Here is a 25,687-nt window from a genome sequence, read left to right as displayed (position 1 = left end):
CCGCTAGGGCGCGCTTTTTTCATGCGGCGACACGCGGATCAGAACTCGCGCTGCGGCACCAGCACCGTCCGGTTGCCGTTGCTTTCCATCGGGCTGACGATGCCCGCCGCTTCCATTTCCTCGATCAGCCGCGCGGCGCGGTTATAGCCTATGCGCAGATGGCGCTGCACCGATGAAATAGACGGCTTGCGGGTGCGCATCACGATTTCCACCGCCTCGTCGTACAGCGGGTCGCTTTCCGTCGCCGCCTGCGCCTTGGCCGTGGCCGCGGCGGACTCCTCCTCCGCCTCGCTCTCGCCGGTCAGCAGGCCTTCCACATAATCGGGCTCGCCGAACTGCTTCAGATGTTCGACGATGGCGTGCACTTCGTCGTCGGTGACGAAGGCGCCGTGCACGCGCTGCGGATAACCGGTGCCCGGCGGCAGGAACAGCATATCGCCCTGACCCAGCAGGCTTTCCGCGCCCATCTGGTCCAGAATGGTGCGGCTGTCCACCTTGCTGGACACCTGGAAGGCGATCCGCGTCGGAATATTGGCCTTGATCAGACCGGTGATCACGTCCACCGACGGCCGCTGAGTGGCCAGGATCAAATGGATGCCGGCGGCGCGCGCCTTCTGCGCCAGCCGCGCGATCAATTCCTCGATCTTCTTGCCGGCCACCATCATCAGATCGGCGAACTCGTCCACCACCACCACGATGAAGGGCAAGGCCTCCAAGGGCTCCGGCGTTTCCGGCGTCAGGCTGAACGGATTGCCGATGCGCTGCCCCATGGCTTCGGCCTCGCTCACCTTGTCGTTGTAGCCGGCCAGATTGCGCACGCCCAGCGCGCTCATCAGCCGGTAGCGGCGCTCCATCTCGCCCACGCACCAGTTCAAGGCGTTGGCCGCCAGCTTCATATCGGTGACCACCGGAGCCAGCAGATGCGGGATGTCGTTGTACACCGACAGTTCCAGCATCTTGGGATCTATCATGATGAAGCGCACTTCGTCCGGCCGCGCCTTGTACAGCATGGACAAAATCATCGCGTTGACGCCCACCGATTTGCCGGAACCGGTGGTGCCGGCCACCAATAGATGCGGCGCCTTGGCCAGATCCATCGCCACCGGCTGGCCGGTGATGTCCTTGCCCAAGGCCAGGGTCAGGCGAGAACGCGGCTGCTGGAACACTTCGGAGGAGAAGATCTCGGACAAACGTATCATCTGGCGCTTGGGATTGGGCAGCTCCAGACCCATGCAGGTTTTGCCGGGTATGGTTTCCACCACCCGGATCGCGGCCAGGCCCAGCGCGCGCGACAAATCCTTCATCAGATTGACCACCTGATTGCCGCGCACGCCCACCGCCGGCTCCACCTCGTAACGGGTGATCACCGGGCCGGCGTAAGCGTCCACCACGCTGACCTTGACCTTGAACTCGGCCAGCTTTTCCTCGATGACGATGCCGCGCTCCAGCAACTCCTCCTCCGAGCACGTCACCGTCGCCTCGTCCGCCGGGCGCAGCAAATCCAGCCCCGGCAAACCGTAATCGTCGTATACCGGCCGCGGCTTGGCTTCCGCTTTGGCTTCCGGCGTCGCCGCCTGCTCCACCTCGGCCTGCGCCTGCCGCGCCCATGCCTCGGGCGCCTCCGGCGCCGGCTCGGCGTCCCAGGGCGGACGAAGCTCGGCCAAGACTTCCGCCGGCTTCGCTTCCGCCGCCGGCGGCTCGATCAAGACCCAGGGCATGGGCTTGGCCGCCAGCTGCCGCGCCGCGGCCGCCGCCGAAGGCGGCTCTTCCGTCGGCAACACCGCCTGCTGCACCACCGCGGGCTTTTCATCCTCCTGCACCAGAACCGAGCGCGTTTGCGGCCAGCGCCACGGCGCCGGCTCCGGCGGCCGCGTCGGCTCCGCTTCGTCTACGGTCTGCGGAACGGAAACCGGAACCGGGTCGATAAGCGGCAACGCCGCCTCGTCGGCCGCGGGCACCGGCGGCGCGGCCTCGGCCGACGACCATTCCGGCTCGGACCTGGGCTCCACGTCAAGCAGAAACGCCGGCGCGGCGGGCTCGACCGGCGCGAATACCGGCGACGCCGGCTCCGACGACGGGGCCTGGGCCTCGTCCTCCGGCCTAGGCGGCGCGATCTCCGCCATCGGCGCGGACATCTCCTCGAACGCCACCACTTCGGGCTCGATCAACGGCGGCGCCGGTCGCGCCTGCGCGGGCGGCGGAGACAGCCAGCCGTGATGCGCGGGCCGCGCGCTGGCCGGCAATTCATGCCGCACCACGGGCGGCGGCACGATTTGCGGCTCCTCCGCCTCTTGCGGCTTGAGCGCCTGGGAGCGAATCACGAAAGCTTGAGGCGCGGCCATGGTTTTGCCGCGCTTGGAATGGATGTGGCGCAACTGCTCGCGCACCTCGCTGGGCTCGATCACCGGCAAGGCGGACGCGCCCTGATCCTTGGCGCTCTGCGTCAGAACCCGGGAGGCCTGGCGGCGACGGTAATCCGACTGCAGATTATGTTGCAGCTCATGCAGGCCGATCACCGGCAGATCCTTGGCCTGTTCTTGCTCGGCCGACGGCTGGCGCACGCGCTTGCGGTATTCGCGGGACAGTTCCAGCGTCGGCAGTTCCGGCTTGGCCTGCGGCGGCGCGGCCGGCCGTTTCGGCAAGACTACGGTTTCGCGTTCGACGGCGGCCGGCGGCGCTTCGCGTTCAGGGGACGGCTGCGGCGCGGACGGTCTGACCGGCTCCGGCTCGGCTGAAGCGGGAGACGCGTCGCGGGGCGCGATCGGCTCGATCCGAGAACGGCTCCACGCCTCCGCGGCGTGCGGCCCGGCGTCGGCCTCCTCCACGAAGTAGTCCGGCTCATGACGCTCCGTCGGCGACATGCCCAACAAGCGATCCAGCTTTTGGGTCCATTCGGACAAGACGACGCGGCCGGTATACACCAGCCAAGCCAGCGCACCCAGCACCAACAGCAGCACACACAGCACAAACCACACAGTTCACAACCTCTGACGATGTCGAAAATTAACGGCCGGCCCCGCACCCGCTGCGAGCCCGACTGCGGCGATTGTACCGTTTTTTATAGTGTTCGCGGCAGGCGCGCGCGGACGATGAGCGCCCAGGCGGAGAAAAAAATTAAGCCGCGGCATGATGCGGCGGCTTAATCCCTGCTGGCGGCGCGGTCCGGCTAGGCGGCCAGTTGCAAATACCCCTGCAGCTGACCATTGGCCAACAAGCGGCGCAGATGGCTGCCCGGCGTGGGGCCGGCGTAGGCGACGCCGGCCTGTTTGCAACGCAGCACCTGGCCGGTGGCCAGGGTCACGAGCTCCATTTCCAACACCCAGGCCTGAACGTCGTCCACGCCTTCGACTTCCGGCTCCAGCGTCGCGGTCAGGCGATAGCGGCCATCGCCGGAGTTCACATCCAACAAGCCCATCAGCCCCAGATTGTTGCGCACATCGGCATCGTCCGCGTCAAAAGCGCCCGTCGCCAACGCGGCGGCCGGCAGCTTGTCTTTAACAGTGTTTGCAACCATGACAGTTAATCCCCTTTGATGTTGTTATCGTTTGCCGCTTTGGGCTGGCCGCGGTTCAAAGCGCCGCGCGGGCGCGGGCTCCCGAACTAAATCAGCCGCGGAGACGGGAAACGCCGCAACATCATGCTGCATTTCATTGGCCTACTGCAATCCCTTGCCAGAGGCCTCTGCGTTGCGAGACGGACAAACTGTCCTTTTTGCCACTTCTTCACATTGCGGGACGATTACAGCAAACGCGGATTTAGCGTATAGCGGCCGCTCAAGCTGGCCGAGGCCAACACATGGCCGTCCAAAACCGCGACGATGTTGGCAGGCGTCAAGACGCCGTCCACCGGCAAAGCTGCCACATCCAAGGCGTAGACGGTGAAAACGTAGCGGTGCTCCAGGCTGTCGTTCCACGGCGGGCAGGGGCCGTCGTAGCCGTAGTAGTCGCCGGCCATAGCCGCGTCGCCGGCGAACCAGCCGGTGTAGTCGTTGATGCCGTGACGCAAGCCCTGTGGCGCGTCCGGACCGCTCTTGCCGCGCGCGCTCACCCCCGCGCTGTGGCCGCCCTCGGCGATCTCGCTCTGTCCGGCGGGAACGTCCAGCAGCAGCCAGTGATAGAAGTCCACCCGCGGCAGATCCGCCGGCACCTCCCTGCCCTCCTGATTGACGTCGTCGCCGCGCGACGGCACGTCCGGATCATGGCATATCAGCGCGAACGAGCGCGTCCCCTCCGGCGCTCCGCTCCAGACCAGATGCGGGTTGAGGTTGTCGGACAGCGCGACATGGCTGTCGGCGTCCGGCACGCAGAAGGCCAGGCGGCCCGGAATGCGTTCCCCGTCTTGAAAGCTGCGGCTGTGCAATTGCATGAATCTGCTCCTTGACTACGGCCGGCGATAGGCCGATTGAAAAAAAGCCCCGACTTGCGGGGCTTTGGCGATGCTGGATATCAAAACCGGCCAGGCTTAGCCCGCCTTCACCACCTGGGCGATGGCGGAAGCCACATAGGTCAGGTTCTTGCTGTTCAACGCCGCCAGGCAGATGCGTCCGGTGGACACGGCGTAGATGCCGAAGTCGGCGCGCAAGCGCTCCACCTGGGCCGCGCTCAGGCCGGTATAGGAGAACATGCCGCGCTGCTGGGCGACAAAGGAGAAGTCCTGAGCCACGCCTTCGGCCTTGATCGCCTCGACCAAGCCGACGCGCATCGCGCGAATGCGATCGCGCATGCCGGCCAGTTCGTCTTCCCACAGCTGGCGCAGTTCAGGGTTGGACAGCACCGCGGCCACCACCGCGCCGCCGTGAATCGGCGGGTTGGAATAGTTGGTGCGGATCACGCGCTTCAGTTGGGACAGCACGCGCGCGGATTCTTCCTTGCCGGCGGTGACGATGGACAAGGCGCCCACGCGCTCGCCGTACAGCGAGAAGCTCTTGGAGAAGGAGCTGGACACGAAGAACTGCAGGCCGGAGGCCGAGAACAGGCGCACGGCGACGGCGTCGGCGTCGATGCCGTCGGCAAAGCCCTGATAAGCCATGTCCAGGAAAGGTACCAGGCCGCGCTCGCGGCAGACCCGCACCACCTCGGCCCATTGCGCGTCGGACAGGTCGGCGCCGGTGGGATTGTGGCAGCAAGCGTGCAGCACGATCACGGAGCCGGCCGGCAGTTGCGCCAGGAAGGCGCGCATGCCTTCGAAATCGACGCCGCGGGTGGCCGCGTCGTAATACGGGTAGTTTTCCACCTCGAAGCCGGCGGACTCGAACAGCGCGCGGTGGTTTTCCCAGCTCGGGTTGCTGATATAGACCCTGGCCGCCGGGTTCAGGCGCTTCAGGAAGTCCGCGCCGATTTTCAGGGCGCCGGTGCCGCCCAGCGCTTGAGCCGTCACCACCTGGCCCGCCTTGATCAGCTCGCTGTCCGCGCCGAACAGCAGGTTCTGCACCGCGCTGTCGTAAGCCTGAGCGCCTTCGATCGGCTGGTAGCCGCGCGGCGGCATGGTTTCAAGACGCGCCTTCTCCGCCGCCTTCACCGCCGCCAACAGCGGAATCTTGCCGTTGTCGTCGGAATAAACGCCAACGCCCAGATTCACCTTGGTGGTGCGGGTGTCGGCGTTGAATGCTTCGTTCAGGCCCAGGATAGGGTCGCGCGGCGCCAGTTCTACGGCGGAGAAGATCGAGGTCATGCAAGGCTCCATTACTTTACGCAACAACCGGCCAAAAGCGCTCGCCCTGGCCGGCTGGACAAGAAAAACCGGATGGCCACAGTCTAACATGGAGAGCCGTTCTCCGGGCTCTCATCCACCGTCGCCGCGTTTTGACAGTGCGTCGCCCGGCCATTACCCTGACATCAGCCACCCAAGCATTTCCTTGCGGCAGCCACAGGAGCATGACTCAATGAAAAAAGGCATCTTGCTGTTCTGGCCCTCCTTCATCATCGCCATTCTGGCGACAGGGGTGTTCTTCTCCATTTTCGATCCGGCCGAGCTCAGTCTGCACGGCAAAACCCTGTTCAACGACAAGCTATCGGCCTACTCGGTGTTTTTCCTGGTCAGCTGGGCTTTCGGCGCGCTCAACACCAGCATTGTGCTGCTGTTGGAAAAAACGCCCGCGAACTGAACGGCTTCACCCCGCCGCCGGTGGTGATCCCGGAAGACGACGCCGCCCAGCCCTAAACCCCTGCCGGCCAGCATGAAAAAAGGAGCCTCGCGGCTCCTTTTTCTGTTTGACGGCACGGGCTCAAATCACGCCCAGGCCCTTCAGCATCACCACCAGGATCAACAGCGGCGACACATAGCGCAGCACGAAGAACAGCGCTTTCAACAAGCCCTCGTTCTTCAGGGCGCCCTGATTGCTCAGCGCCTGCTTCAGCTGTTCGAAGCCCCACACCCAGCCAACGAACAGGCAGAGGAAGATGCCGCCCAATGGCATCAGCAGATTGGAGGTCACGAAGTCGAACAGATCGAACAAGGTCATGCCGAAGAGCTTGAAGCCGGACAGCGTGCTGTTGGACAAGGCGCAGCCCGCGCCCACCAAGGCCAGCAGCAGCAGGTTGATCACCGTGGCCTTGACGCGGCTGATGCCGAAGCGCTCGCTGAACACCGACACCGGCACTTCCAGAATGGACAGCATCGCGCCGGTGGCGGCGATCGCGGCCAGCACGAAGAAGGCCACCATGAACACATTGCCCAGCGGCATGCTGGCGAACACCGCCGGGATGGTGATGAAGAGCAGCGACGGGCCCGCCGCCGGCTCAAAGCCGAAAGCGAACACCGCGGGGAAAATAGCGATGCCTGCCAGCAGGGAAACGAACAGGTCCGCGCACATCACCCGGAAGGTGGTGACCGGGATGTTCTGATCATCGCGGAAATAGCTGCCGTAGGTAATCATGGTGCCCATGCCTATGGACAGCTTGAAGAAGGCCAGCCCCACCGCGGTCAGCACCACCGCGCCGCTGATCTTGGAAAAATCGGGGGTAAACAGGAAGTCCAGCCCTTTGGCCGCGCCGGGCAGCATCAGGCTGCGCGCGCCTATCACCAGCAACAGCAGGAACAGCAAGGGCATCAGCTTCTTGGTCACCGCCTCGATGCCTTTGGACACCCCCATCAGCAGAATGCCGCCTATCAGCAGCAAGACCAGCCATTGCCACAGCAAGGATTGCACCGGATCGGAGATCAAGGCGCCAAACGCCTGCGAGGTCACCTTGGGATCGCTGGACAAGAGGCCGCCGCCCAAGGACTTGAACACATAGGCGAAGACCCAGGCCGCCACTTCGGAATAGAAAGCCATGATCAGGAAGGCGGCCAGCACGCCGAAAGCGCTGATCAGCCACCAGGGCTGACCGGCCGGCGCCAGCGTCTTCAGCGCCGTCACCGCGTCGCGCTTGGCTTTGCGGCCCAGCATGATCTCGGCGATCATCACCGGCAAGCCCACCAGCAGCGTGGCCAGCACGTACACCACCAAAAAACCGGCGCCGCCATTGGTGCCGGTCAGATAAGGAAACTTCCAGATATTGCCGAGGCCCACGGCGGAACCGAGAGTCGCCGCCAACACGCCAAAGCTGGAGGTGAAGCCGTCTCGCGACTTGGCCGCGCCTCCCTGCCGCACAGATCCCACGTTCTGACTCATTTATTTTTTCTTTCTGACTACCGCGGCGCCAACGCTCGCCGGCCCTTGGGACCGGGCGTTGAACAGCTGCTCACGCCGCCATAAAACAAGCCCGCCTAAGGGATCCCCCGGCGGGCAACTTGAGTGTTCGGCTTGTCGCCGGCAGCGATTTTGCGGCTATTCGGTCATCAGCGCAAAAAAATCTTCACGGTTTTTGCGTCAGCTCATCTCCCAGTCGCCGCAACCAGGCCGCGCACTGCTCCAGTTGATCGATGTCGATGTATTCGTCGGGCCGGTGCGCTTGTTCGATGTTGCCGGGCCCCAACACCACGCAAGCGATGCCGGCCTCGCTGAACAGGCCGGCCTCGGTGGTGTAGGCGACGCCCTTGCCGCCGTCGCAGCCGCACAAGCGCGCCACGGTGCGGCGCACTGCGCTGTCTTCAGACGATTCGAAGGCCGGGCTGTACACCACCCGTTCGATCTCGATCTGCGCCTCCGGCGCCACCTCGCGCATCTCCAGCAACAAGGTGGCGGCGTAGTCCCGGACGGAACTGACAAAACGCTCAGGCCCATCGCCCGGCAACCAGCGGCACTCGAACATGAATTCGCAATCCTTGGGCACGATATTGCAGGCGGTGCCGCCATGAATGGTGCCGGTCTGCAAGGTGGTGAACGGCACATCATATAAGGACTGACGATGGCCGAAGGACGCTTCGGCGTCGGCCAGCTTGCGGATATGGGTGATCAGCCGCGCGGCGAACTCGATGGCGTTGACGCCTTGCGGGGTGAGCGAGGAATGCGCGGCGCGGCCGCCCACCTTGCACAGGAAATGAGCGATGCCCTTGTGCGCGATCACCGGCTGCATGCTGGTGGGCTCGCCGACGATGCAGCCCGACACCTTGACCCCGTCCTCCGCCAGGCGGTCTATCAGCCGGCCCACGCCCAGGCAGCCGACTTCCTCGTCGTAAGACAGGGCGATGCCTATGCCCTGCCTTAATTCTCCGCGCGCGGCCAACTCCGCGAACCAGGGCGCCAGCGACAGCACGCAGGCGATGAAGCCCTTCATATCGGCGGAGCCGCGGCCATACAAGCGACCATCGCCCTTGTCGGTCAGAACGAAGGGATCGCTGCTCCAGACCTGGCCGTCCACCGGCACCACGTCGCTATGGCCGGACAGCACCACCAGCGGCAGCTCCGGCGCGCCGATGCGGGCGAACAGATTGGCCTTGCTGCCCTCGTCGTTGAAGGTCAGCGTGGACTCCACGCCCAATTGCGACAGATAAGCGCGCGTCCACTCGATCAATTGCAGATTGGAATGCCGGCTGGTGGTGTCGAAGCGAATCAGTTCCGCCAACAGTTCTTGCGCCGATTGAACCATCACACACTCCCACGCTTGCCGCGGTATTAATATAGATGCCGCCCAGTCTGCCTGCGCGGCCGCGCTTCGGCAACCGACGCCGCGGCCGGCGTCGCGACAAAAACGCACGCCGAGCTTGGCAAAACGGCCGCTTGTCGTTAGAATGCGTCTTCTCTTGAGGCGGGTCTCCCCGCATTGCGCGATAGCGAACCTGGTCAGGTCCGGAAGGAAGCAGCCACAGTTATTTAGCGCAAGTGCCGGGGGTCAGGCTCGCCGCCCCTCCCTTTTTTTCAGTCTCAAATGCCAAAACGCTTTACAAAAAAGCGACCACACAGTATCTTTTTGCGTCTCGACCTGCAAATCCCATTGTCCTTGACAATAAGAATCCACTAACATTGCAAAAAACGAAGTCGACTCTTAACGGAACTTCATGAACTTTTTTGCATCAGAATTATTCCTGATGGATTTTTTTTGCTATTTTTAGGGTGCAGGGCACGAAACCTAAAAAATATTAGAACCAATATTCTTTGATACTGAGAGGAACACTCATGAAACTGTTTGAAAAGATCCCCAACCCGCGTGAGATCCGCCGCAAGCTCGGCCTGAACCAGCAAGAATTCTGGAGCCGCATCGGCGTGACCCAGTCCGGCGGCTCCCGCTACGAAAGCGGCCGCAACATGCCCAAGCCGGTGCGCGAACTGTTGCGCCTGGTTCACGTCGAGCAGATCGACCTGTCCAAGGTTCGCCGCGAAGACTTCGAAATCGTCGAGTACCTGAAGGAAACCCACCCGGACCTGTACAAGAGTCTGCGCAAAGCGGTTCGCACCAAGCTGGAAGCCCAGGACGGCAGCGTGGAAGCCACCGCTGGCTGATCCCCTTCCGCGAGGAAAGCCAGCCCGCAGCGATGCCGGCTGGCTTTATTTTTGCCCGCGTGATTGTCCGACAAGCAACGGCGCGCCTCACTCCGTCCATGCAAGGCGCCCGCCATGCCATCAGCCTAGTCCCCCGGGTTGCGCACCAGCAACACCGGTACGTCCGCCAGTTTAAGCACGCCCTCCGCCACGCTGCCCATCAGCAAATGCATTAAGCCGCTCCAGCCATGGGTACCCATCACTATCAAATCGGCGCCCCAGACGCCGGCGTCGTCCACCAGCACCGCGGCGATTTTGTCGCCCCAGCTTTCCAGGATCTTGCAATCCGCCGTCACGCCCAGCTCCTTGGCCTTGGCCCCGGCCTGGCCAACACCTGCTCGCCCGCCTGCTTGATCGATTTCTGCAGCTCGGTCGCGTCCAGAAACTCGGTGCCGCCCCAGCCGAACTGGGCCAAATCCACCACATGCACCAACTTCAGGCTGGCGCCCACCTCCTTGGCCAGATGGCAAGCCTCGTGCAATGCCAGGTTGGAGGTTTCACTATCATCCACGGGTACGAATATGCGCTGATACATGACTCTGCTCCTTGTTGTATTTGCCTTACACTTGCAGTCTATCAAACCATGCCACTGCCCTGTTGACTCAGGTTAAGACAAACAACTCAGCCAAACCACTCGCCCAAAGCCCACATCATGCCCAGAATCCAGATTGTCCTGCCTGAGCGCTTCGCATTCGAAACCCGCGTCGACATCCGCATCGGAGACATCAACTACGCCGGCCACCTAGGCAACGACGCCGTGCTGAGACTGGCCCAGGAAGCGCGGCTGCGCTTTTTACAAAGTCTAGGCTATCCGCACGAACTCAGCATCGAGGGCCTGGGCGTCGTGGTGGCGGACACCGCCACCCTCTATCGCGCGGAGGCCTTTCACGGCGAGGTGCTGCGCTTCGCGCTGGCCGTGGACGACGTCGGCGCGCGCGGTTTCGATCTGCTCTATCAGGCAAGCAATGACAAAACCGGGAAAGAAGTGGCAAGATTGAAGACAGGCCTAGTCTTCTTCGACTACGTCAGCCGCAAGCCTGCCGCCATGCCCCCAGCGTTTCTGGAGCGGCTAGGCGTCACATCAGAATAAAGGAAAGGCGTCATGAGAAAATACGCACTCAATAGCCCGGAAGCACTGGCGCGCCTGCTGGCCATGTTTATGATCACGGATGGCAATATGGACCCGCGCGAGCTGGAGCTGCTGGAGAAACTCCACGTCTACGACCTGATCGGCCTGCCGCGCAAGCAGTTCACCAAGGTGCTGGTGGATTACTGCGACGACGTCTCCGACGAAGCCAACGACGACGGCACCATTCATTTGCTGGACGCGGAGCGCATCAACGGCCTGCTGGCCGAGGTGAGCGACCACCGCAAACGCATCCTGGCCTGCGTGCTGGCCATGGATATCAGCAAGTCAGACGGCACCATCAGCGAGCCGGAAATGGCCTTGCTGAGCCATATGATGAAAAGCTGGGGCATTTCGCTGGACGATCTGGAACGCGAATTCGCCCGTTAACCCCTTTCCGCGCCAAAGCAGCCGTCCGCGCGGCTGCTTTGGCCATTTTGAAGCCTCCCCCGCCCATGACGAGCAATACCCGATTTTCCGGCACCGACAACTACATCGCCACCGAAGACCTGATGATGGCGGTGAACGCCGCCATCACGCTGGAGCGCCCGCTCCTGATCAAGGGCGAACCCGGCACCGGCAAGACCATGCTGGCCGAGGAAGTGGCCCGCAGCCTGGGCCGAGAGCTGATTGTCTGGCCGATCAAGTCCACCACCAAGGCGCAGCACGGCCTGTACGAATACGACGCGGTGTCGCGACTGCGCGACTCGCAGCTGGGCGACGCCCGCGTGCACGACATCCGCAACTACATCGTCAAGGGCAAGCTGTGGCAGGCTTTCGACGCCGACGCCGCCCCGGTGCTGCTGATCGACGAAATCGACAAGGCCGACATCGAATTCCCCAACGATCTGCTGCGCGAACTGGACCAGATGGAGTTCTTCGTCCACGAAACCCAGGAGTTCGTGCGCGCCCGCCAGCGCCCCATCATCATCATCACCTCCAATAATGAAAAAGAGCTGCCGGACGCCTTCTTGCGCCGCTGCTTCTTCCATTACATTCGCTTCCCGGACCGGGACACCATGCAGGCCATCATCGACGCCCACTTCCCCGCCCTGCGCCAGCAACTGGTCAGCGAAGCGCTGGAGGTGTTCTTCTCCATACGCGAGCTGCCGGGCCTAAAGAAGAAACCCAGCACCTCGGAATTGCTGGACTGGCTGAAACTGCTGTCGGCGGAAAACATGGACGCCGCCGCGCTGAAGCAGCGCCATCAGGACAACGCCCCGCCGCCTCTGGCGGGCGCGCTGCTCAAGAGCGAACAGGATCTGCAATTGTTCGAGCGCCTGATGCAGATGGCCAGGCTGCGCCGCTGAAATGGACATCCTGGAGCGCTTCGCCGCCTCGCTGGCGCTGGCCGGCCGCAGCGGCCACACCGCCGCCGCCTACCTGCGCGATCTGGAACAACTGGCCGCCCTGCTGAGCCCCGCTCCGCTGGAGCGGGCCGAACACGCCCAGTTGCGCAGAATCCTGGCCAAGCTGCACGCGCAAGGCCTGCACAGCCGCAGCCTGGCGCGCAAGCTCTCCGCCTGGCGCCGCTTCTACCAATGGCTGCTGGACAACGGACAGCGCGGGGACGACCCCAGCCAGGGCCTGCGCGCGCCCAAACAGGACAAGCCGCTGCCCAAGGCCTTGCCGGTGGACAGCACCGCGGCCTTGCTGGACCGCATCGACGACAACGACGCGCTCTCCATACGCGACCGCGCGCTGTTCGAGCTGATGTATTCCTGCGGGCTGCGCCTGTCCGAAGCGGTGGGATTGAATCTGGAAGACCTGGACTTTTCCGACGATCTGCTGCGCATCCGCGGCAAGGGCGGCAAGGAACGCATTGCGCCGCTGGGCGCCGAGGCGCGCGCCTGCCTGCAACGCTGGCTGGCGCAACGCCAGGCGGCGCAGGAGGAGCGCGCGGTTTTCATCGCCCGCCACGGCGGACGGCTGGGCGGACGGCAAGTGGAAAAACGCCTGCGTGACTGGGCGATCAAGACCGGCGCGCAACAACACGTGCATCCGCATATGCTGCGCCACTCCTTCGCCTCTCACCTGCTGCAATCATCCGGGGACTTGCGCGCGGTGCAGGAACTGCTGGGGCACGCCAATCTGTCCAGCACCCAGATCTACACCGCGCTGGACTTCCAGCACCTGGCCAAGGTCTACGACGGCGCGCACCCGCGCGCGCGCAAAAAACCGGACAACAAAGACTAAAAGCCTGTTCAAAGCCCGCCGCGCTTCAGCGGGTGGACGCTAAGCCGCGCGGCTGCGCGCGGCCAACAGCTCGTCCAGACGCTGCAAGGCGCGGATCACGGTTTGCGCGCGCACCTGCGCGCGATCGCCGTCGAAGCGGCAGCTGAAAGCCTCGCTCCAGCCGTCAGGGCCGGCGATGCCGAACCAGACCAGCCCCACCGGCTTGGCCGCCGTGCCGCCGCCGGGGCCGGCGACGCCGGACACCGCCACGCTCCAATCCGCGCCGGACAACGCCTGCGCGCCGGCGGCCATCTGCCTCACCACCGCCTCGCTGACCGCGCCGTGCTCGCGCAAGGCGCCGTCCTCCACCCGCAGCAGACGCTGCTTGGCCTCATTGCTGTAAGTGACCACGCCGTAGCCGAACCAGGCGGAACTGCCGGCGATGTCGGTCAGCGCCGCGGCGATCATGCCGCCGGTGCAGGATTCGGCGGCGGCAACGCTCTCGCCCGCCGCCAGCAAACGCTCGCCCAGACGGCGAGCCAATTCCAGACTTTCTTGCATGGCCATCCTCTCAGCCTCGCCGCGCTTTGAAATGGCGGATCAAGCCGTTGGTGGAGCTGTCGTGCGCCAGCGCGTCGTCGCCGGCGGCCAGCTCCGGCAGAATGCGGCGCGCCAGTTGCTTGCCGTACTCCACCCCCACTGATCGAAGGAGTTGATGCCCCAGATCACGCCCTGCACGAACACCTTGTGCTCGTACAGCGCCAGCAGCATGCCCACGCTGCGCGGACTCACCTCGTCCAGCGCCAGGGTGTTGGACGGCTGATTGCCCGGGAAGAGCTTCTGCGGCAACAGCATGTCCAGCTGCTCGCCCGGCAAATGCGCCAGCTCCCGCATCGCCTCGGCCTCGCTCTTGCCGCGCATCAAGGCTTCGGTCTGGGCCAGGCAGTTGGCCACCAGCACCTGGTGCTGGTCCGCCACCGGATAATGACTGCGCATCGGGATGATGAAGTCGCAAGGCACCAGTCGCGTGCCCTGATGCAGCAGCTGGAAAAAGGCGTGCTGACTATTGGCCCCTCTTCGCCCCAGATCACCGGGCCGGTGTCGAAGTCCAGCGCCTCGCCGTAACGGCCGACGCGCTTGCCGTTGGACTCCATGTCCAATTGCTGCACATGGGCCGGCAGACGCCGCAAGCCGTGGTCGTAAGGCATGATGGCGTGGGTATGGGCGCGATAGAAGGTGTTGTACCAGACGCCGATCAGCGCCAGCAGCACCGGCATATTGGCGGCGAAGGGCGCGCTGAAGAAATGCCGGTCCATCGCGTGACCGCCGGCCAGGAACTCCTGGAAGCGGTCGAAGCCTATCGACAGCATCACCGGCAGGCCGATGGCCGACCACGTGGAGTAGCGGCCGCCCACCCAGTCCCAAAAGCCGAACATATGCGCCGGATCGATGCCGAAAGCCTGCACCGCCGGCTGATTGGTGGACACCGCGACGAAATGACGCGCGATATCGGCCTCGCTCCCCGCCTGCAAAAACCACTGACGCGCCGCCTGGGCGTTCAGCAGCGTCTCCGGCGTGGTGAAGGATTTGGACGCGATGATGAACAGGGTTTCGGCGGGGTCCAGCCGCTGCAGCGTGCCCGCGACGTGCGCGCCGTCCACATTGGAGACGAAATGCACGTCCAGCTCCGGCGACGCGTACGCGGCCAGCGCCTCTTTCACCATCAGCGGCCCCAGATCGGAACCGCCTATGCCCAGATTGACCACGTGACGGATGCGCCGGCCGCTGAAGCCTTTCCACTCGCCGCCGCGCACCTGTTCGCTGAAAGCGCGCATCCGCGCGAGCACCGCCTGCACCTCGGCCACCAGCTCGCAGCCGTCCAGCAGCAGGCTCTCGCCGGCCGGCAGCCGCAAGGCGGTGTGCAGCACCGCGCGGTCCTCGCTGACGTTGATGCGCTCGCCGCCGCGCATTTTCTCCATCCAGCCGGCCAGATCGGCCTCGCGCGCCAATTCGAACAACAGCTCCAGCGTACGTTCGGTGATGCGGTTCTTGGAGTAGTCCAGCAACAGGCCGTCCAGCTCCAGCGAAAAGCGCTGGAAACGCTGCGGATCGGCGTCGAACAACTCGCGCATATGCATGTGCCGGGTCGCGCGCTGATGCTGATGCAGCCGGGCCCAGACCCGGGTGGAATTAATGTCGGAACTGCGTTGCGAAGCCATATGGATTGCCGCTGGAATAAGTGTTCGCCAATAAAAAGGAGCAAGCTCCGCTGCGGAGCCGCTCCTGTGGGACAGTACCCCGCTTAAAACGTGTTTACGATCTCGCGAGCTAGAGCGGGACAAGGCGTTGCGGCTGAGAAAGCGGAATGTACTCATGGTACATGCGCATTTCGAAGCGGCACTCGCCGTGCCACGTCTCACGACGCGCGGCGGATCGTAAACAGGTTATTAGAGCTTGAGGAAATGCTCACGGTAGTAACGCAACTCCTCGATGGACTCCAGGATGTCCGCCAGCGCCTCGTGCTTGCCGCGTTTGACCACGCCGCGCGCCACCTCCGGCTTCCAACGCTTGCACAACTCTTTCAGCGTAGACACATCCAGGTTGCGATAGTGGAAATACTCTTCCAGCTTAGGCATCCAGCGCACCATGAAACGACGATCCTGGTGGATGGTGTTGCCGCACATCGGCGTGATCCGCGGCGGCACGTGCAGAGCCATGAAATCCAGCAGGATTTGCTCGGCCTCGGCTTCGCCCAGCGTGGAGACCTTGACCTTTTCGATCAGGCCACTCTTGCCGTGGGTGTTCTTGTTCCAGTCGTCCATGCCGTCCAACACCTCGTCGGGCTGGTGGATCACCAACACCGGCGATTCCGCCACCACGTTCAGCTGGCTGTCGGTCACAATCATCGCCACTTCGATGATGCGGTCGGTCTCTGGATTCAGGCCCGTCATTTCCATGTCGAGCCAGATGAGGTTCATTTGATCTTGTGTCATACTTGCCAATCTTTGCAAAACCCTTCTATTTTCCTTCATTGCCGCGCTGGCGGCAAACCTGACAGCAGATAACGGACTCCGATGACCGAGGCATTCAGCTCTCTCTTCCTGGCCGCGCTGGCGGCCACACTCGCGCTAAAACTCTGGCTGGGCTGGCGCCACGCCCGCCACATCGCCCGCCACCGCGCAGAAGTGCCCGCCGCTTTTCGCGACGCCATCGCCTTGCAACAACATCAATTGGCCGCCGATTATTGCATCGCCAAGACCCGTTTCGGCCTGTTTTCCGCCGTGCTGGACAGCCTGGTGATCCTGGCGCTGACCTTTGGCGGCGTGCTGCAATGGCTGGCCGGCGCCGTGGCCGCCGCAGGCGTCTCGCCGCTGCCGTCCGGCCTGCTGCTGATCGTGGGCGTGGCGGCGCTGACCGGCTGCGTCAGCTTTCCGCTCAGCCTGTACTCCACCTTCGGCATCGAGGCCCGCTTCGGCTTCAACAAGACCACGCCCAGGCTGTTCATCATTGACCAGATCAAGGGCCTGCTGCTGGGCGCCGTCATCGGCTTGCCGCTGGTGGCGCTGGTGCTGTGGCTGATGGACATTTCCGGCCCGCTGTGGTGGCTGTGGGTCTGGCTGGTCTGGACCGGCTTCCAGCTGCTGATGGTGGCGATCTACCCGACGCTGATCGCGCCGCTGTTCAATAAATTCACCCCACTGGAAGACCTGGAGCTCAAGGCGCGCATCGAAGCGCTGCTGCAACGCGCCGGCTTCCAGAGCCAGGGCGTCTTCGTGATGGACGGTTCTCGCCGCTCCAGCCACGGCAACGCCTACTTCACCGGCTTTGGCGCCGGCAAACGCATCGTGTTCTTCGACACCTTGCTGGGGCAATTGGACCATCAGGAAATCGAAGCGGTGCTGGCTCACGAGCTGGGCCATTTCAAGCGCCGCCACATCGTCAAGCGCATCGCGCTGGCCTTCGCGCTGTCGCTGGGCTTCCTCTTCCTGCTGGGGCAGCTGCTGGACGCGCCCTGGTTCTACGCCGGCCTAGGCGTCTCCACGCCCAGCACCGCGATGGCGCTAATCCTGTTCTTCACCGCGGTGCCGGCCTTCACCTTTCCGTTCACCCCGCTGTCCAGCAGCCTGTCGCGCCGCCACGAATACGAGGCCGACGACTTCGCCGCCAGCGAAACCGACGCCGGCAAACTGGTGTCCGCCCTGGTCAAACTTTATCGCGACAACGCGTCCACGCTGACGCCGGACCCGCTGCATTCCGCTTTTTACGACTCGCACCCGCCCGCCGCGCTGCGCATCAACCATCTACAAGGAAACCGCTGACATGAACCTGCTCGAACTGTCCTGCGAAGCCCAACACGGCGCCAGCCCGCTGGCCGCCAGCACCGTCAACCAATTGATGGGTTCCCTGCCCGGCTGGAACATCCGCGGCATCGAACTGACCAAGACCTTTCCCTTCGCCAACTTCCACGACACCATGGCCTTCGTCAACGCGCTGGCCTGGATCGCTCACCGCGAAGACCACCACCCGGATCTGTCGGTGCATTACAACCGCGTCGTCGTCAACTTCAGCACCCACGACGCCGGCGGCCTGACCCTGAACGACTTCATCTGCGCCGCCAAGACCGAAGCGCTGCTGGCCCGCCCATGACAGGTCAGACCGGACAAATCATCCGCAGCCACGGCCGCCGCTTCATCGTTGAATCCGACGGCCAGGTTTACGATTGCACCACCCGCGGCAAACGCGTCGATTTCGCCTGTGGCGACTGGGTGGACATCCTGGTGCAGAACAAGGAACAGGCCGTCATCGAGCGCTCGCAAGAGCGACGCAGCCTGCTCTACCGCCAGGACGACTGGAAAACCAAGGTCATCGCCGCCAATGTGACCCGCATCCTGTTCGTGATCGCCGCCGTGCCCAGCCCCAACGAAGAACTGCTGGGCCGCTGCCTGATCGCCGCGGAAGCCGGCGACATCGACCCCGTCATCGTGGTCAACAAGGCCGACCTGCCGGAAACCGAGGGCTTGCTGCGCAAGTTGGAGCTGTACCGCCAACTGGGCTACCAAGTGGTCACCCTGTCCGCCAAGCAGGACGTCGCGCCGCTGCTGCCCTTGCTGCAAGGCCAGACCAGCGTCTTCGTCGGCCAGTCCGGCATGGGCAAGTCCACGCTGACCAATGCGCTGCTGCCGGACGCCAACGCCCGCATCGGCGACATTTCCACCGCGCTGGACTCCGGCCGCCACACCACGACTCACGCCACGCTTTACCATCTGAACGCGGACAGTCATCTGATCGATTCCCCCGGCCTGCAGGAGTTTGGCCTCAAGCATTTGAAGGCCGCCGAACTAACCCGTTACTTCCCGGAAATACGCCCGTTGATTGGTCAATGCCGCTTCCACAATTGTTCGCACCGCGTGGAACCGAACTGTGCCATCATGACCGCATGTGAATCGGGCGCCATCGCCAAGTCCCGGCTCTCTTTGCTGCAACGTCTAACGGATGAACTTTCACCGTCCAAGCCGTGACGAAGGGTGTGCGTACTTTCCATTCACATACGCGGGTAATTCACTTATCCTAAAAAACTGAAAGTCGTATCGCATAAGCATATCCAGACAGACAGCCAAAAAAGGAGCCAGCACTATGACTAAGCGAATCGCACTCGTAACCGGCGGCATGGGCGGTATTGGCACCGCCATCTGCAAAGCCCTGGCGGAAAGCGGTCACATCGTAGTCACCACCTACAGCAAGCCCGGCCGCGAACAAGCCTGGCTCGCCGACATGAAGGGGCTGGGACTCAAGGATATCCACGCCTACCAATGCGACGTCACCGACACCGCAGCCTGCAAGGCACTGGCCGAAAAGGTGGCCAAAGACCTGGGGCCGGTGGACGTGCTGGTCAACAACGCCGGCATCACCCGCGACTGCAGTTTCAAGAAGCAGACCAAGGACGATTGGGACGCGGTGCTGCGCACCAATCTGGACTCCCTGTTCAATATGACCAAGCCGGTGGTGGACGGCATGGGCGACCGCGGCTTCGGCCGCATCATCAACATCTCCTCGATCAACGGTCAGAAGGGGCAGTTCGGCCAGACCAACTACTCCGCCGCCAAGGCCGGCATGCACGGCTTCACCATGGCCCTGGCGCAGGAAGTGGCGCGCAAGGGCGTGACCGTCAACACCATTTCGCCCGGCTATATCGCCACCGATATGGTGATGGCGGTGGCGGAGGAGACGCGCAACAAGATCGTGGCGCAGATTCCGGTGGGCCGCCTGGGCAAGCCCGAGGAAATCGCCGCCCTGGTCGCCTTCCTCGCCTCCGAACAAGCCGGCTTCATCACCGGCGCCAACGTGGCGATGAACGGCGGTCAACACATGATGTAAACGGGCCCCGGCCCGCCGCGCGACGCCGCCCCGCCGGGCGGCGTTTTCTTTTGCCCGCCCGCTGTGTATGCTGTCGCTTTCCCAAGCCACACCCCGACGACACCCCATGGCAGAACATCTGATCATCCACGGCGCCGACAAACAAGAGCGCTATCAAACCCTATTGCCGCAGGCGCTGGCGCTGATTGAGTCCGAGACCGATCAGATCGCCGCGCTGGCCAATCTCTGCGCCGCCTTGCACAGCAGCTTCGACTGGCTGTGGACCGGCTTCTACCTGGTCAAGGACAAGCAACTGGTGCTTGGCCCCTTCCAGGGCCCGATCGCCTGCACTCGCATCCCGTTTGGCAAAGGGGTGTGCGGCAGCGCCTGGCAGGCCGAAAAAACCTTGGTGGTGGAAGATGTCGACGCTTTCCCCGGCCATATCGCCTGCTCCTCCAGCGCCCGTTCGGAAATCGTGGTGCCCGTCCGCAACGCCGCAGGCGAAGTGGTCGCGGTGCTGGACGTGGATTCCAGCGAACCGGCCAGCTTCGACGCGGTGGACGCCGAATACCTGGAGCGCATCGCCGCGGGGCTGGCCCGCTTGTTCTGAGAAAGCCCGCAAACCGGCCTCAAGAGCTTTCGAGGCCGCCGCGGCCATGAAAAAAGCGCGCCCTTTGGCGCGCTTTTCATTGCCGGCCCTTGCCGCCGGCTACGACTGCAAATGCATAGGGTTTCGCCCCTCGCGGGATCTCGACCACGCGCGTCCCGCCAGCTCCAGAACCCAGAACACGGCCAGACCGGACAGAATGGACAGATTCTTGCCCGCGGCCATCGCCAGCAAACCCTGCCAGAAAGAGCCGCCGTCCGCCCAGCACAAGCCGCACCACACGAACAAGGCCAGCAGGGAGATCAGCGCCGGCGCGCGATAATATTCGACGAAAGTCATATTGCCTCCAATCAAGACAATCCTCACGTCAAACTAGCAAAGCCGGCTTCCGCCGGCATCGTGGCAAGCACTTAGTAGAAACACGCGTCCGGAGCGCACTAGCCCAGCAAGGGCAATTGCAGTTGCCGCCCCAGCCATTCGCGCAAGCCGGCCTCGTCCAGCGCCAACAGCTCCTGGCGCGAACCGGCCAGAATCTCGACCAAACGCGCCAGCTGCCGCTCGGCGCCCAGATTCACCTCGCCGGCCAGCCGGCTGTTCTCGCTGGCCATATCCAGCAAGCGCGCCGAAGTCTGCTCCAACTGCACCGCCTGCCGCAACGCATCCTGCTCCAAGGCGGCGCTGCGCCCTTCCAGCCACTCCAGCCTCGCCTCCAAACGGCCGTTGTCTCGCTCGCGCTCCGCCAGACGGTCGCGCCACTCGCCTTCCAGCCGCGTCCGCTCGCGCCGGCTGTGTTGCAAAGCCTCTTCCTGGCGCGCCTGCGCCTGCTGCATCGCCCGACGCTCCTCTTCCATCTGTTCGTAGAGCCGCAGCCGCAAACCTTCCAGCCGCTCATAGGCCAGCGCCTCGCGCCGCGCGGCTTCCTCGCGCGCCTCCTGCACTTTCAGCTCGGCGCGCTCTTCCAGTTCCTGCTGACGTTGCTCCGCCTGACGCCTAAGCTCGGACAGCTCCTTCCTGGACTGCTCCAGCCTCGACTCCTGCTCCAGCTGCGCTCGCTCCAGCATCTGGCGCCGGGTTTCCTCGCCCTGCAAGCGTCCTTCCAAATCCGCCAGCCTCGCGGCGCGCAACTCCAGCTCGCGCAAGGCGGACTGCAACTCGGCCTGGCGCGCCGCCAGGCCGGCTTCCAGCTCGCGGGTCTCCGCCGCAGCCTGGGCCACCGCGGTTTCCGCGTCCTGACGCAAAGACTCCAGCCGCCCGTCCGCCTCGTCGCAGGCCCGCTGCCACACTTGTTCAAAGGCTTCGGCCAGGCCGGCCGGCCAATCCGGCCGCCGCGACGACACCGCCACCCGCGACAGAAACTCCTGTCGCCATTCTTTCAAGGTGTTGTTGATCGTGGTGTTGGAGCCCGCGCCTATCCTAGCCCTCACCTCCATCACCGTCGGCCATACGCCTTCGCCCACCAGCTCGAACGCCGCCTGCCGGATGCGCGAATAAATATCTGTCGCCATGCCTGAAAATGCCCGTTTGTCGTGGCCGACATTCTAGCAAAGCGTCGCTTTAAAATATATTACGTATTACATTTAAAATTTAACAGACAGCCCGCGCATGCCTCGGCCGGAAAACACAAAGGGCGGCGCGCCGTTTACGGCGCCCGCCCGCATCGCTCCGTCCGCCCGCGTCAACCGCGCGCGGCTTCGCCCACGAAGATTTCCACCCGCCGGTTCTTCGCCCGCCCCGAGGCGCTGGCGTTGCTCGCCACCGGTTCATGCGAGCCGCGGCCGGCGATGCTGATCCGCCCCTCCGCCACGCCGCGCGCGGTCAGATAGTCGCGCGTGGCGCGGGCGCGGTTCAGCGACAGCGGGTCATTGACCGCATTGGAGCCGGTGTTGTCGGTATGGCCGACGATCTTCACCGTGGTCACCGGATTCTGGTTCAAGGTGGCGGCGAAACGGTCCAGAATCGGCCGCAGATTGGGCTTGATGTCGTAGCGGCCCACGTCAAAAGACACATCGCTGGGGATGTCCAGCTTCAGCTGATTGTCCGCGGTCTGGCTGACGCTGACGCCCGAACCCTTGGTCGCCTGCTCCATCGCCGCCTTCTGCTCCTGCATGTGCTTGGACCACAAATAGCCGCCGCCGGCGCCCAGCGCCGCGCCCAGGGCCGCGCCGGTGGCGGCGCTGCGGCCAGGGTTGCCGCCGGCGGTCAGGCCGCCCAGCACCGCGCCGGCCACCGCGCCAATCGCCGCGCCGGTACCAGTGTCTTTCTGGGTTTCGGACATGTTCGCGCAGCCGGACAGACCGCCGCTCCCCAGCGCCAATGCAACAAACATCACGATCAGTTTATTCATGCCTGGATCCTTTCCATTCAGTCCATTACCCGCCCCGGCTCCTGCGGGACGCGCTTTCAGCATATACCCATTGCGTTGCGGCCACCGCGCGTCCCGGCCAAAAGACAGGCGCGGCCAAAGCCGCCAAAGCGACAAAACGCTTGATTCGGTTGCCAAAGCCTTCCCTTGCCGCGCCAATCCGCGTACCATCGCGCCTCGCTTTACGGGAGGGAATATGAACACGCAGACTACGGCCCGCGCCTGCGGCATTGACTTTGGCACATCCAACTCCACCGTGGGGTGGCTGCGCCCGAACCAAGCCACTCTATTGACGCTGGAGGACGGCAAGATCACCTTGCCCTCGGTGGTTTTCTTCAATTACGAGGAAGATCATTCCGTGTTCGGCCGGCTGGCGCTGCAGGAGTACATGGAAGGCTATGAAGGCCGGCTGATGCGCTCGCTGAAAAGCCTGCTGGGCTCCAACCTGATCGACAGCCAAACCGAAGTGCAAGGCAAGGCCCTGCCTTTCCGCCACCTGCTCAGCCTGTTCATCCAGGAATTGAAGCTGCGCGCCGACCGCGCCGCCGAGCGTCCGTTCGAACAAGTGGTGCTGGGCCGCCCGGTGCACTTTGTCGACGACAACCCCAAGGCCGACGCCGAAGCCGAGACCACACTGGGCGAGATCGCGCGCCAGGTGGGCTTCAAGGACGTGTCCTTCCAGTTCGAACCCATCGCCGCCGCCTTCGACTACGAAGCCCGGCTGGAGCGCGAAGAGCTGGTGCTGATCGTCGACATCGGCGGCGGCACCTCGGACTTCACCCTGATCCGCCTGGCGCCCGAGCGCCACCGCCTGGACGAGCGCCTCGACGACATTCTCGCCACCGGCGGCGTCCACATCGGCGGCACGGACTTCGACAAGCAATTGAGCCTGCACGGCGTGATGCCCCTGTTCGGCTTCAAGAGCCGGCTGCGCAACAACGCGGAGATGCCGTCCAGCCAGTACTTCAACCTGGCCACCTGGCACACCATCAACTTCGCCTACACCCGCAAGGCCTGGATGGACCTGCAGGACGTGCACCGCGACGCGGCGCAGCCGCAGGTGCTGGACCGCCTGTTCCGCCTGATCCAGGACCGCGCCGGCCACCGACTGGCGATGCAGGTGGAAGCCGCCAAGATCGCGCTGTCGGACGAGGCGCAGCACCGGCTGGACCTGGGGCATATCGAGGCCGGCCTGCACTGCGAGTTGAGCCGCGATCAATTCAATCACAGCATAGACGCGATGCTGGGCCAGATCGGCGCCACCGTGCGCCAATTGCTGACCGACGCCTGCGCGCAGGCCGACGACATCGACACCGTCTTCTTCACCGGCGGCTCCAGCGGCGTGCCGGCGCTGCGCGACAGCATCAAGCGCCAACTGCCCCAGGCCCGCCATGTGGAAGGCGATCTCTTCGGCAGCATCGGCAGCGGCCTGGCGATCGAGGCCGCCAAACGCTACGGTTAAGACACGATTCGCGCCCGGCCCGCCGGGCCCTGAAACGCCAAAGGCCGAGCATGCTTGCTCGGCCTTTTCGCTTATTCGCACGGCGGCGGTGCTTACGCGCCGGAACCGCCGTTAGTCTTCTTGCCCTTGCGCCGCGCCTCCGGCGGCAGATCGAACTCGAACAACTGCGCGGTGCGCCCGGTCTGCGATTGACAGGCTATCATCAGCGCGCGGTTGATCGCCTCCTTCTTGCTGACGCCCCACCACTCTATCATTTTATCCAGCGACTTCTGCGCGTCCCGGCTCAGTTCCACCGTCACCGACAGCTCCTGCAGGCGGCTGCGGCGCAGTTCGCGGCTGCGCCGCTTGCGCTCGGCCACCGTCATCGCGCGCTCGCCCAAGGGCTTGCGTCCCGGCTTTTTGCGGACGCCGCCAATCAGATCGAAGGTGTAGTGATCGCAAGGATCTTTCATGGCTTGAGTGACGGGTCACGGTCGTTGCTGAAGAGGGGCGCAAGGATAGCACAAAGCAAGCCCTGACGGGCGTTTCACGCATTCCCGGCGCAAAATATCCCATTGCGATGCGGCGGGCGCAAAAAAACCCCGGCCTGGTGCCGGGGCAGACTCAATCAGCCGCCCTGAAGGCTGATCGAAAGCGACTATACAGTTCCAGCATAGCCCTTGTTTCGGCTTTGCACAGCCCGCTTTGGCGTAGTTGGGCCCCGTCTCAGTCGCTGCCGAATTCCCGCTCCAGTTCCGCCAGCGCCTGGCGCGTCACCCGCACTGGCATCAAGGCGCGACGCAAAGGTTGGGCCTGCCCCAGCACCAGCTCCTCGAACTCCAGTTCGGTGGCGTCTTCGCCCGGCGCGTCCTGCTTGATCCCCATGCGGTTCAGGTACAAGGTCCGCCATTCCAGCCGAAAATATTCGGCCGGATGCTCCAGCACATGGCGCACCGTCTCCAGCAAGCCCTCAAGGCTCAGCGCGCCGCGCGCCTCGCGCAATTGGGGCTCGATCTCGGCCATGCGCCGCTGCACCCCTTCGCAGGTATCGGGCAAGGGCGAACCGTCCGAGGAGCCGTCCACCACGGTGCCGGCCTCGCAACGCAGCACGCTCAAGCGCAATTGCAGCCGCGACATCTCGTTGTCCAAGGTCTGGCGCAACTGCTCCAGCAGGCTCAGCCGCCGCGCAATCACCGTGACCAGCATTTCCTCGCTGCGCCGCGCGCTGCTCTCAAGCAGCAGCTCGCGCGACGCGCAGGGCATGGCCAGCCTATGACCGTCGAAGCTCACCACCTGCTGCGGCACTTCGCGGCGCAGCTCCCCGCCCTCCATCGCCACGCCCAGGCGGCCGGTTTCGCTGCGCGCCATCGACAACAAGGCCCAGGCCTCGTCGCCCTGGCTGGCGGACAGGAAGAAATTGCGCAAGGCTTCGCTCTGCCGCAGGCAGGACAAAAGGCTGGCCGGCCCGGAAAACAGCAAGCCCAGCCGCGGGTCCTGCGCAAAGCCGCGCAAGGACAGCGCCAGCGGCTCCGGCATTCGGCTGGGCAACTCGGCCAGATAGGCCTGGGTGACGCGCATGCCCGGCGCCAGCGCGTCCAGATAGCCGGGAGACAGGCGCAAACGCTTGTCCGTGCCGTCGACCAGGCTCTCTATCGCCTGTGTCAACTCCCGCTGCTGCTGCCGGCTTTCGGCATCCAGCCCCCATCTTTGCAACAAGCGCCCTAACATCCGTCCTCCGTTAAACAATCATCGATTCCGCGCCG

At 64.1% G+C, this 25,687-nt stretch carries 27 protein-coding genes, 1 other RNA gene and 1 pseudogene; 13 read left to right on the top strand and 16 right to left on the bottom strand.

All coding sequences use genetic code 11. From position 1 onward, the window contains the following. Positions 1–38: 38 nt before the first annotated feature. From HQN78_RS05470 to HQN78_RS05455, 4 genes are all read right to left on the bottom strand, one after another. Positions 39–2,975, bottom strand: coding sequence for a DNA translocase FtsK (locus HQN78_RS05470; protein WP_235088441.1), 2,937 nt, complete (start codon positions 2,973–2,975; stop codon positions 39–41). A 191-nt stretch (positions 2,976–3,166) separates the two neighbouring features. Beyond that, positions 3,167–3,514 carry a hypothetical protein gene (locus tag HQN78_RS05465; RefSeq protein ID WP_107798831.1) on the bottom strand — a complete coding sequence of 116 codons (348 nt, stop codon included), beginning with the start codon at positions 3,512–3,514 and terminating at the stop codon, positions 3,167–3,169. Between the two features lie 224 nt (positions 3,515–3,738). Then, complete coding sequence (locus HQN78_RS05460; protein WP_235088440.1) at positions 3,739–4,365, bottom strand: YbhB/YbcL family Raf kinase inhibitor-like protein; 627 nt, start codon at positions 4,363–4,365, stop codon at positions 3,739–3,741. Positions 4,366–4,461: 96 nt separating this feature from the next. Further along, positions 4,462–5,661, bottom strand: a complete 1,200-nt coding sequence (locus HQN78_RS05455) for an amino acid aminotransferase (protein WP_235089760.1) — start codon at positions 5,659–5,661, stop codon at positions 4,462–4,464. A 220-nt stretch (positions 5,662–5,881) separates the two neighbouring features. On the opposite strand from HQN78_RS05455, the gene HQN78_RS05450 reads away from it, so the two are divergent. Beyond that, positions 5,882–6,103: a hypothetical protein gene (locus HQN78_RS05450; RefSeq protein WP_235088439.1), complete on the top strand. Its 222-nt coding sequence runs from the start codon at positions 5,882–5,884 to the stop codon at positions 6,101–6,103. Between the two features lie 120 nt (positions 6,104–6,223). Here the strand turns inward: HQN78_RS05450 and HQN78_RS05445 are convergent, their stop codons facing one another. Both HQN78_RS05445 and argE read right to left on the bottom strand, forming a co-directional pair. Next, complete coding sequence (locus tag HQN78_RS05445; RefSeq protein WP_227103392.1) at positions 6,224–7,612, bottom strand: sodium-dependent transporter; 1,389 nt, start codon at positions 7,610–7,612, stop codon at positions 6,224–6,226. Positions 7,613–7,796: 184 nt separating this feature from the next. Beyond that, positions 7,797–8,969 carry an acetylornithine deacetylase gene (gene argE, locus HQN78_RS05440; protein WP_235088438.1) on the bottom strand — a complete coding sequence of 391 codons (1,173 nt, stop codon included), beginning with the start codon at positions 8,967–8,969 and terminating at the stop codon, positions 7,797–7,799. A gap of 158 nt (positions 8,970–9,127) precedes the next feature. On the opposite strand from argE, the gene ffs reads away from it, so the two are divergent. Together ffs and HQN78_RS05430 are read left to right on the top strand one after the other, a co-directional pair. Beyond that, positions 9,128–9,226, top strand: an RNA gene (gene ffs / locus HQN78_RS05435) — signal recognition particle sRNA small type. Between the two features lie 270 nt (positions 9,227–9,496). Further along, on the top strand, positions 9,497–9,820 hold the full coding sequence (locus tag HQN78_RS05430) for a DNA-binding transcriptional regulator (RefSeq protein ID WP_107798825.1): 324 nt from the start codon (positions 9,497–9,499) through the stop codon (positions 9,818–9,820). Positions 9,821–9,945: 125 nt separating this feature from the next. Here HQN78_RS05430 and HQN78_RS25450 read toward each other — a convergent pair whose 3' ends face one another. Together HQN78_RS25450 and HQN78_RS25445 are read right to left on the bottom strand one after the other, a co-directional pair. Beyond that, the gene (locus tag HQN78_RS25450; protein ID WP_255701217.1) at positions 9,946–10,155 is read right to left on the bottom strand and encodes a universal stress protein; all 210 of its coding nucleotides are present in this window, start codon (positions 10,153–10,155) and stop codon (positions 9,946–9,948) included. Then, entirely contained in the window at positions 10,152–10,394 is a 243-nt protein-coding gene (locus HQN78_RS25445; protein ID WP_255701216.1) for a universal stress protein, read from the bottom strand. Before HQN78_RS25445 ends, HQN78_RS25450 begins: the two co-directional genes overlap by 4 nt. A 117-nt stretch (positions 10,395–10,511) precedes the next feature. On the opposite strand from HQN78_RS25445, the gene HQN78_RS05420 reads away from it, so the two are divergent. From HQN78_RS05420 to xerC, 4 genes are all read left to right on the top strand, one after another. Continuing rightward, positions 10,512–10,949, top strand: coding sequence for a thioesterase family protein (locus HQN78_RS05420; protein WP_235088435.1), 438 nt, complete (start codon positions 10,512–10,514; stop codon positions 10,947–10,949). 12 nt (positions 10,950–10,961) lie between these two features. Further along, positions 10,962–11,375 (top strand): hypothetical protein, encoded by a 414-nt coding sequence (locus HQN78_RS05415; protein WP_107798822.1) that lies wholly within the window; start codon positions 10,962–10,964, stop codon positions 11,373–11,375. A gap of 65 nt (positions 11,376–11,440) precedes the next feature. Continuing rightward, a complete protein-coding gene (locus tag HQN78_RS05410) occupies positions 11,441–12,295 on the top strand; it encodes a MoxR family ATPase (protein WP_107798821.1) in 855 nt (284 codons plus the stop codon). A 1-nt stretch (position 12,296) separates the two neighbouring features. After that, positions 12,297–13,181 (top strand): tyrosine recombinase XerC, encoded by an 885-nt coding sequence (gene xerC / locus HQN78_RS05405; protein ID WP_107798820.1) that lies wholly within the window; start codon positions 12,297–12,299, stop codon positions 13,179–13,181. A gap of 39 nt (positions 13,182–13,220) precedes the next feature. Here the strand turns inward: xerC and HQN78_RS05400 are convergent, their stop codons facing one another. From HQN78_RS05400 to orn, 3 genes and pseudogenes are all read right to left on the bottom strand, one after another. Beyond that, complete coding sequence (locus tag HQN78_RS05400) at positions 13,221–13,709, bottom strand: CinA family protein (protein WP_370646600.1); 489 nt, start codon at positions 13,707–13,709, stop codon at positions 13,221–13,223. Positions 13,710–13,731: 22 nt separating this feature from the next. Continuing rightward, positions 13,732–15,379, bottom strand: a pseudogene (gene pgi / locus HQN78_RS05395) (glucose-6-phosphate isomerase). Positions 15,380–15,607: 228 nt separating this feature from the next. Then, a complete protein-coding gene (gene orn, locus HQN78_RS05390; protein ID WP_235088429.1) occupies positions 15,608–16,153 on the bottom strand; it encodes an oligoribonuclease in 546 nt (181 codons plus the stop codon). An 81-nt stretch (positions 16,154–16,234) separates the two neighbouring features. Here orn and HQN78_RS05385 point away from each other — a divergent pair, with 81 nt between their 5' ends. From HQN78_RS05385 to HQN78_RS05365, 5 genes are all read left to right on the top strand, one after another. Then, positions 16,235–17,479: a M48 family metallopeptidase gene (locus tag HQN78_RS05385; RefSeq protein WP_235088426.1), complete on the top strand. Its 1,245-nt coding sequence runs from the start codon at positions 16,235–16,237 to the stop codon at positions 17,477–17,479. Between the two features lies 1 nt (position 17,480). Continuing rightward, positions 17,481–17,807, top strand: coding sequence for a 4a-hydroxytetrahydrobiopterin dehydratase (locus tag HQN78_RS05380; RefSeq protein WP_048415508.1), 327 nt, complete (start codon positions 17,481–17,483; stop codon positions 17,805–17,807). Then, entirely contained in the window at positions 17,804–18,679 is an 876-nt protein-coding gene (gene rsgA, locus HQN78_RS05375) for a ribosome small subunit-dependent GTPase A (RefSeq protein ID WP_227103405.1), read from the top strand. The genes HQN78_RS05380 and rsgA overlap by 4 nt, the downstream gene beginning before the upstream one ends. A gap of 115 nt (positions 18,680–18,794) precedes the next feature. Continuing rightward, a complete protein-coding gene (phbB, locus tag HQN78_RS05370) occupies positions 18,795–19,535 on the top strand; it encodes an acetoacetyl-CoA reductase (RefSeq protein ID WP_107798814.1) in 741 nt (246 codons plus the stop codon). Between the two features lie 106 nt (positions 19,536–19,641). After that, positions 19,642–20,124 carry a GAF domain-containing protein gene (locus HQN78_RS05365; RefSeq protein ID WP_235088424.1) on the top strand — a complete coding sequence of 161 codons (483 nt, stop codon included), beginning with the start codon at positions 19,642–19,644 and terminating at the stop codon, positions 20,122–20,124. Between the two features lie 99 nt (positions 20,125–20,223). On the opposite strand, the gene HQN78_RS05360 is transcribed toward HQN78_RS05365, so the two are convergent. The 3 genes from HQN78_RS05360 to HQN78_RS25670 form a co-directional block, all read right to left on the bottom strand. Next, positions 20,224–20,460 (bottom strand): hypothetical protein, encoded by a 237-nt coding sequence (locus HQN78_RS05360; RefSeq protein ID WP_235088422.1) that lies wholly within the window; start codon positions 20,458–20,460, stop codon positions 20,224–20,226. A 98-nt stretch (positions 20,461–20,558) separates the two neighbouring features. After that, positions 20,559–21,626, bottom strand: a complete 1,068-nt coding sequence (locus HQN78_RS25675; RefSeq protein ID WP_304502839.1) for a DNA-binding protein — start codon at positions 21,624–21,626, stop codon at positions 20,559–20,561. A gap of 170 nt (positions 21,627–21,796) precedes the next feature. After that, positions 21,797–22,465, bottom strand: coding sequence for an OmpA family protein (locus HQN78_RS25670; protein WP_107798810.1), 669 nt, complete (start codon positions 22,463–22,465; stop codon positions 21,797–21,799). A 214-nt stretch (positions 22,466–22,679) separates the two neighbouring features. Between HQN78_RS25670 and HQN78_RS05340 the strand changes: the two genes are divergently transcribed. After that, complete coding sequence (locus tag HQN78_RS05340) at positions 22,680–23,945, top strand: Hsp70 family protein (protein WP_235088420.1); 1,266 nt, start codon at positions 22,680–22,682, stop codon at positions 23,943–23,945. 92 nt (positions 23,946–24,037) lie between these two features. Here the strand turns inward: HQN78_RS05340 and HQN78_RS05335 are convergent, their stop codons facing one another. After that, complete coding sequence (locus HQN78_RS05335; RefSeq protein ID WP_107798808.1) at positions 24,038–24,397, bottom strand: hypothetical protein; 360 nt, start codon at positions 24,395–24,397, stop codon at positions 24,038–24,040. Between the two features lie 253 nt (positions 24,398–24,650). Further along, positions 24,651–25,652, bottom strand: a complete 1,002-nt coding sequence (locus HQN78_RS05330; protein ID WP_235088418.1) for a hypothetical protein — start codon at positions 25,650–25,652, stop codon at positions 24,651–24,653. Positions 25,653–25,687 lie beyond the last annotated feature (35 nt).

It is taken from the genome of Chromobacterium sp. Beijing (assembly GCF_021496765.1).
Taxonomy (GTDB): Bacteria; Pseudomonadota; Gammaproteobacteria; order Burkholderiales; family Chromobacteriaceae; genus Chromobacterium.
The sequence above is the reverse complement of the archived record's forward strand: the minus strand, read 5'-3'. Positions and strand labels throughout refer to the sequence as shown.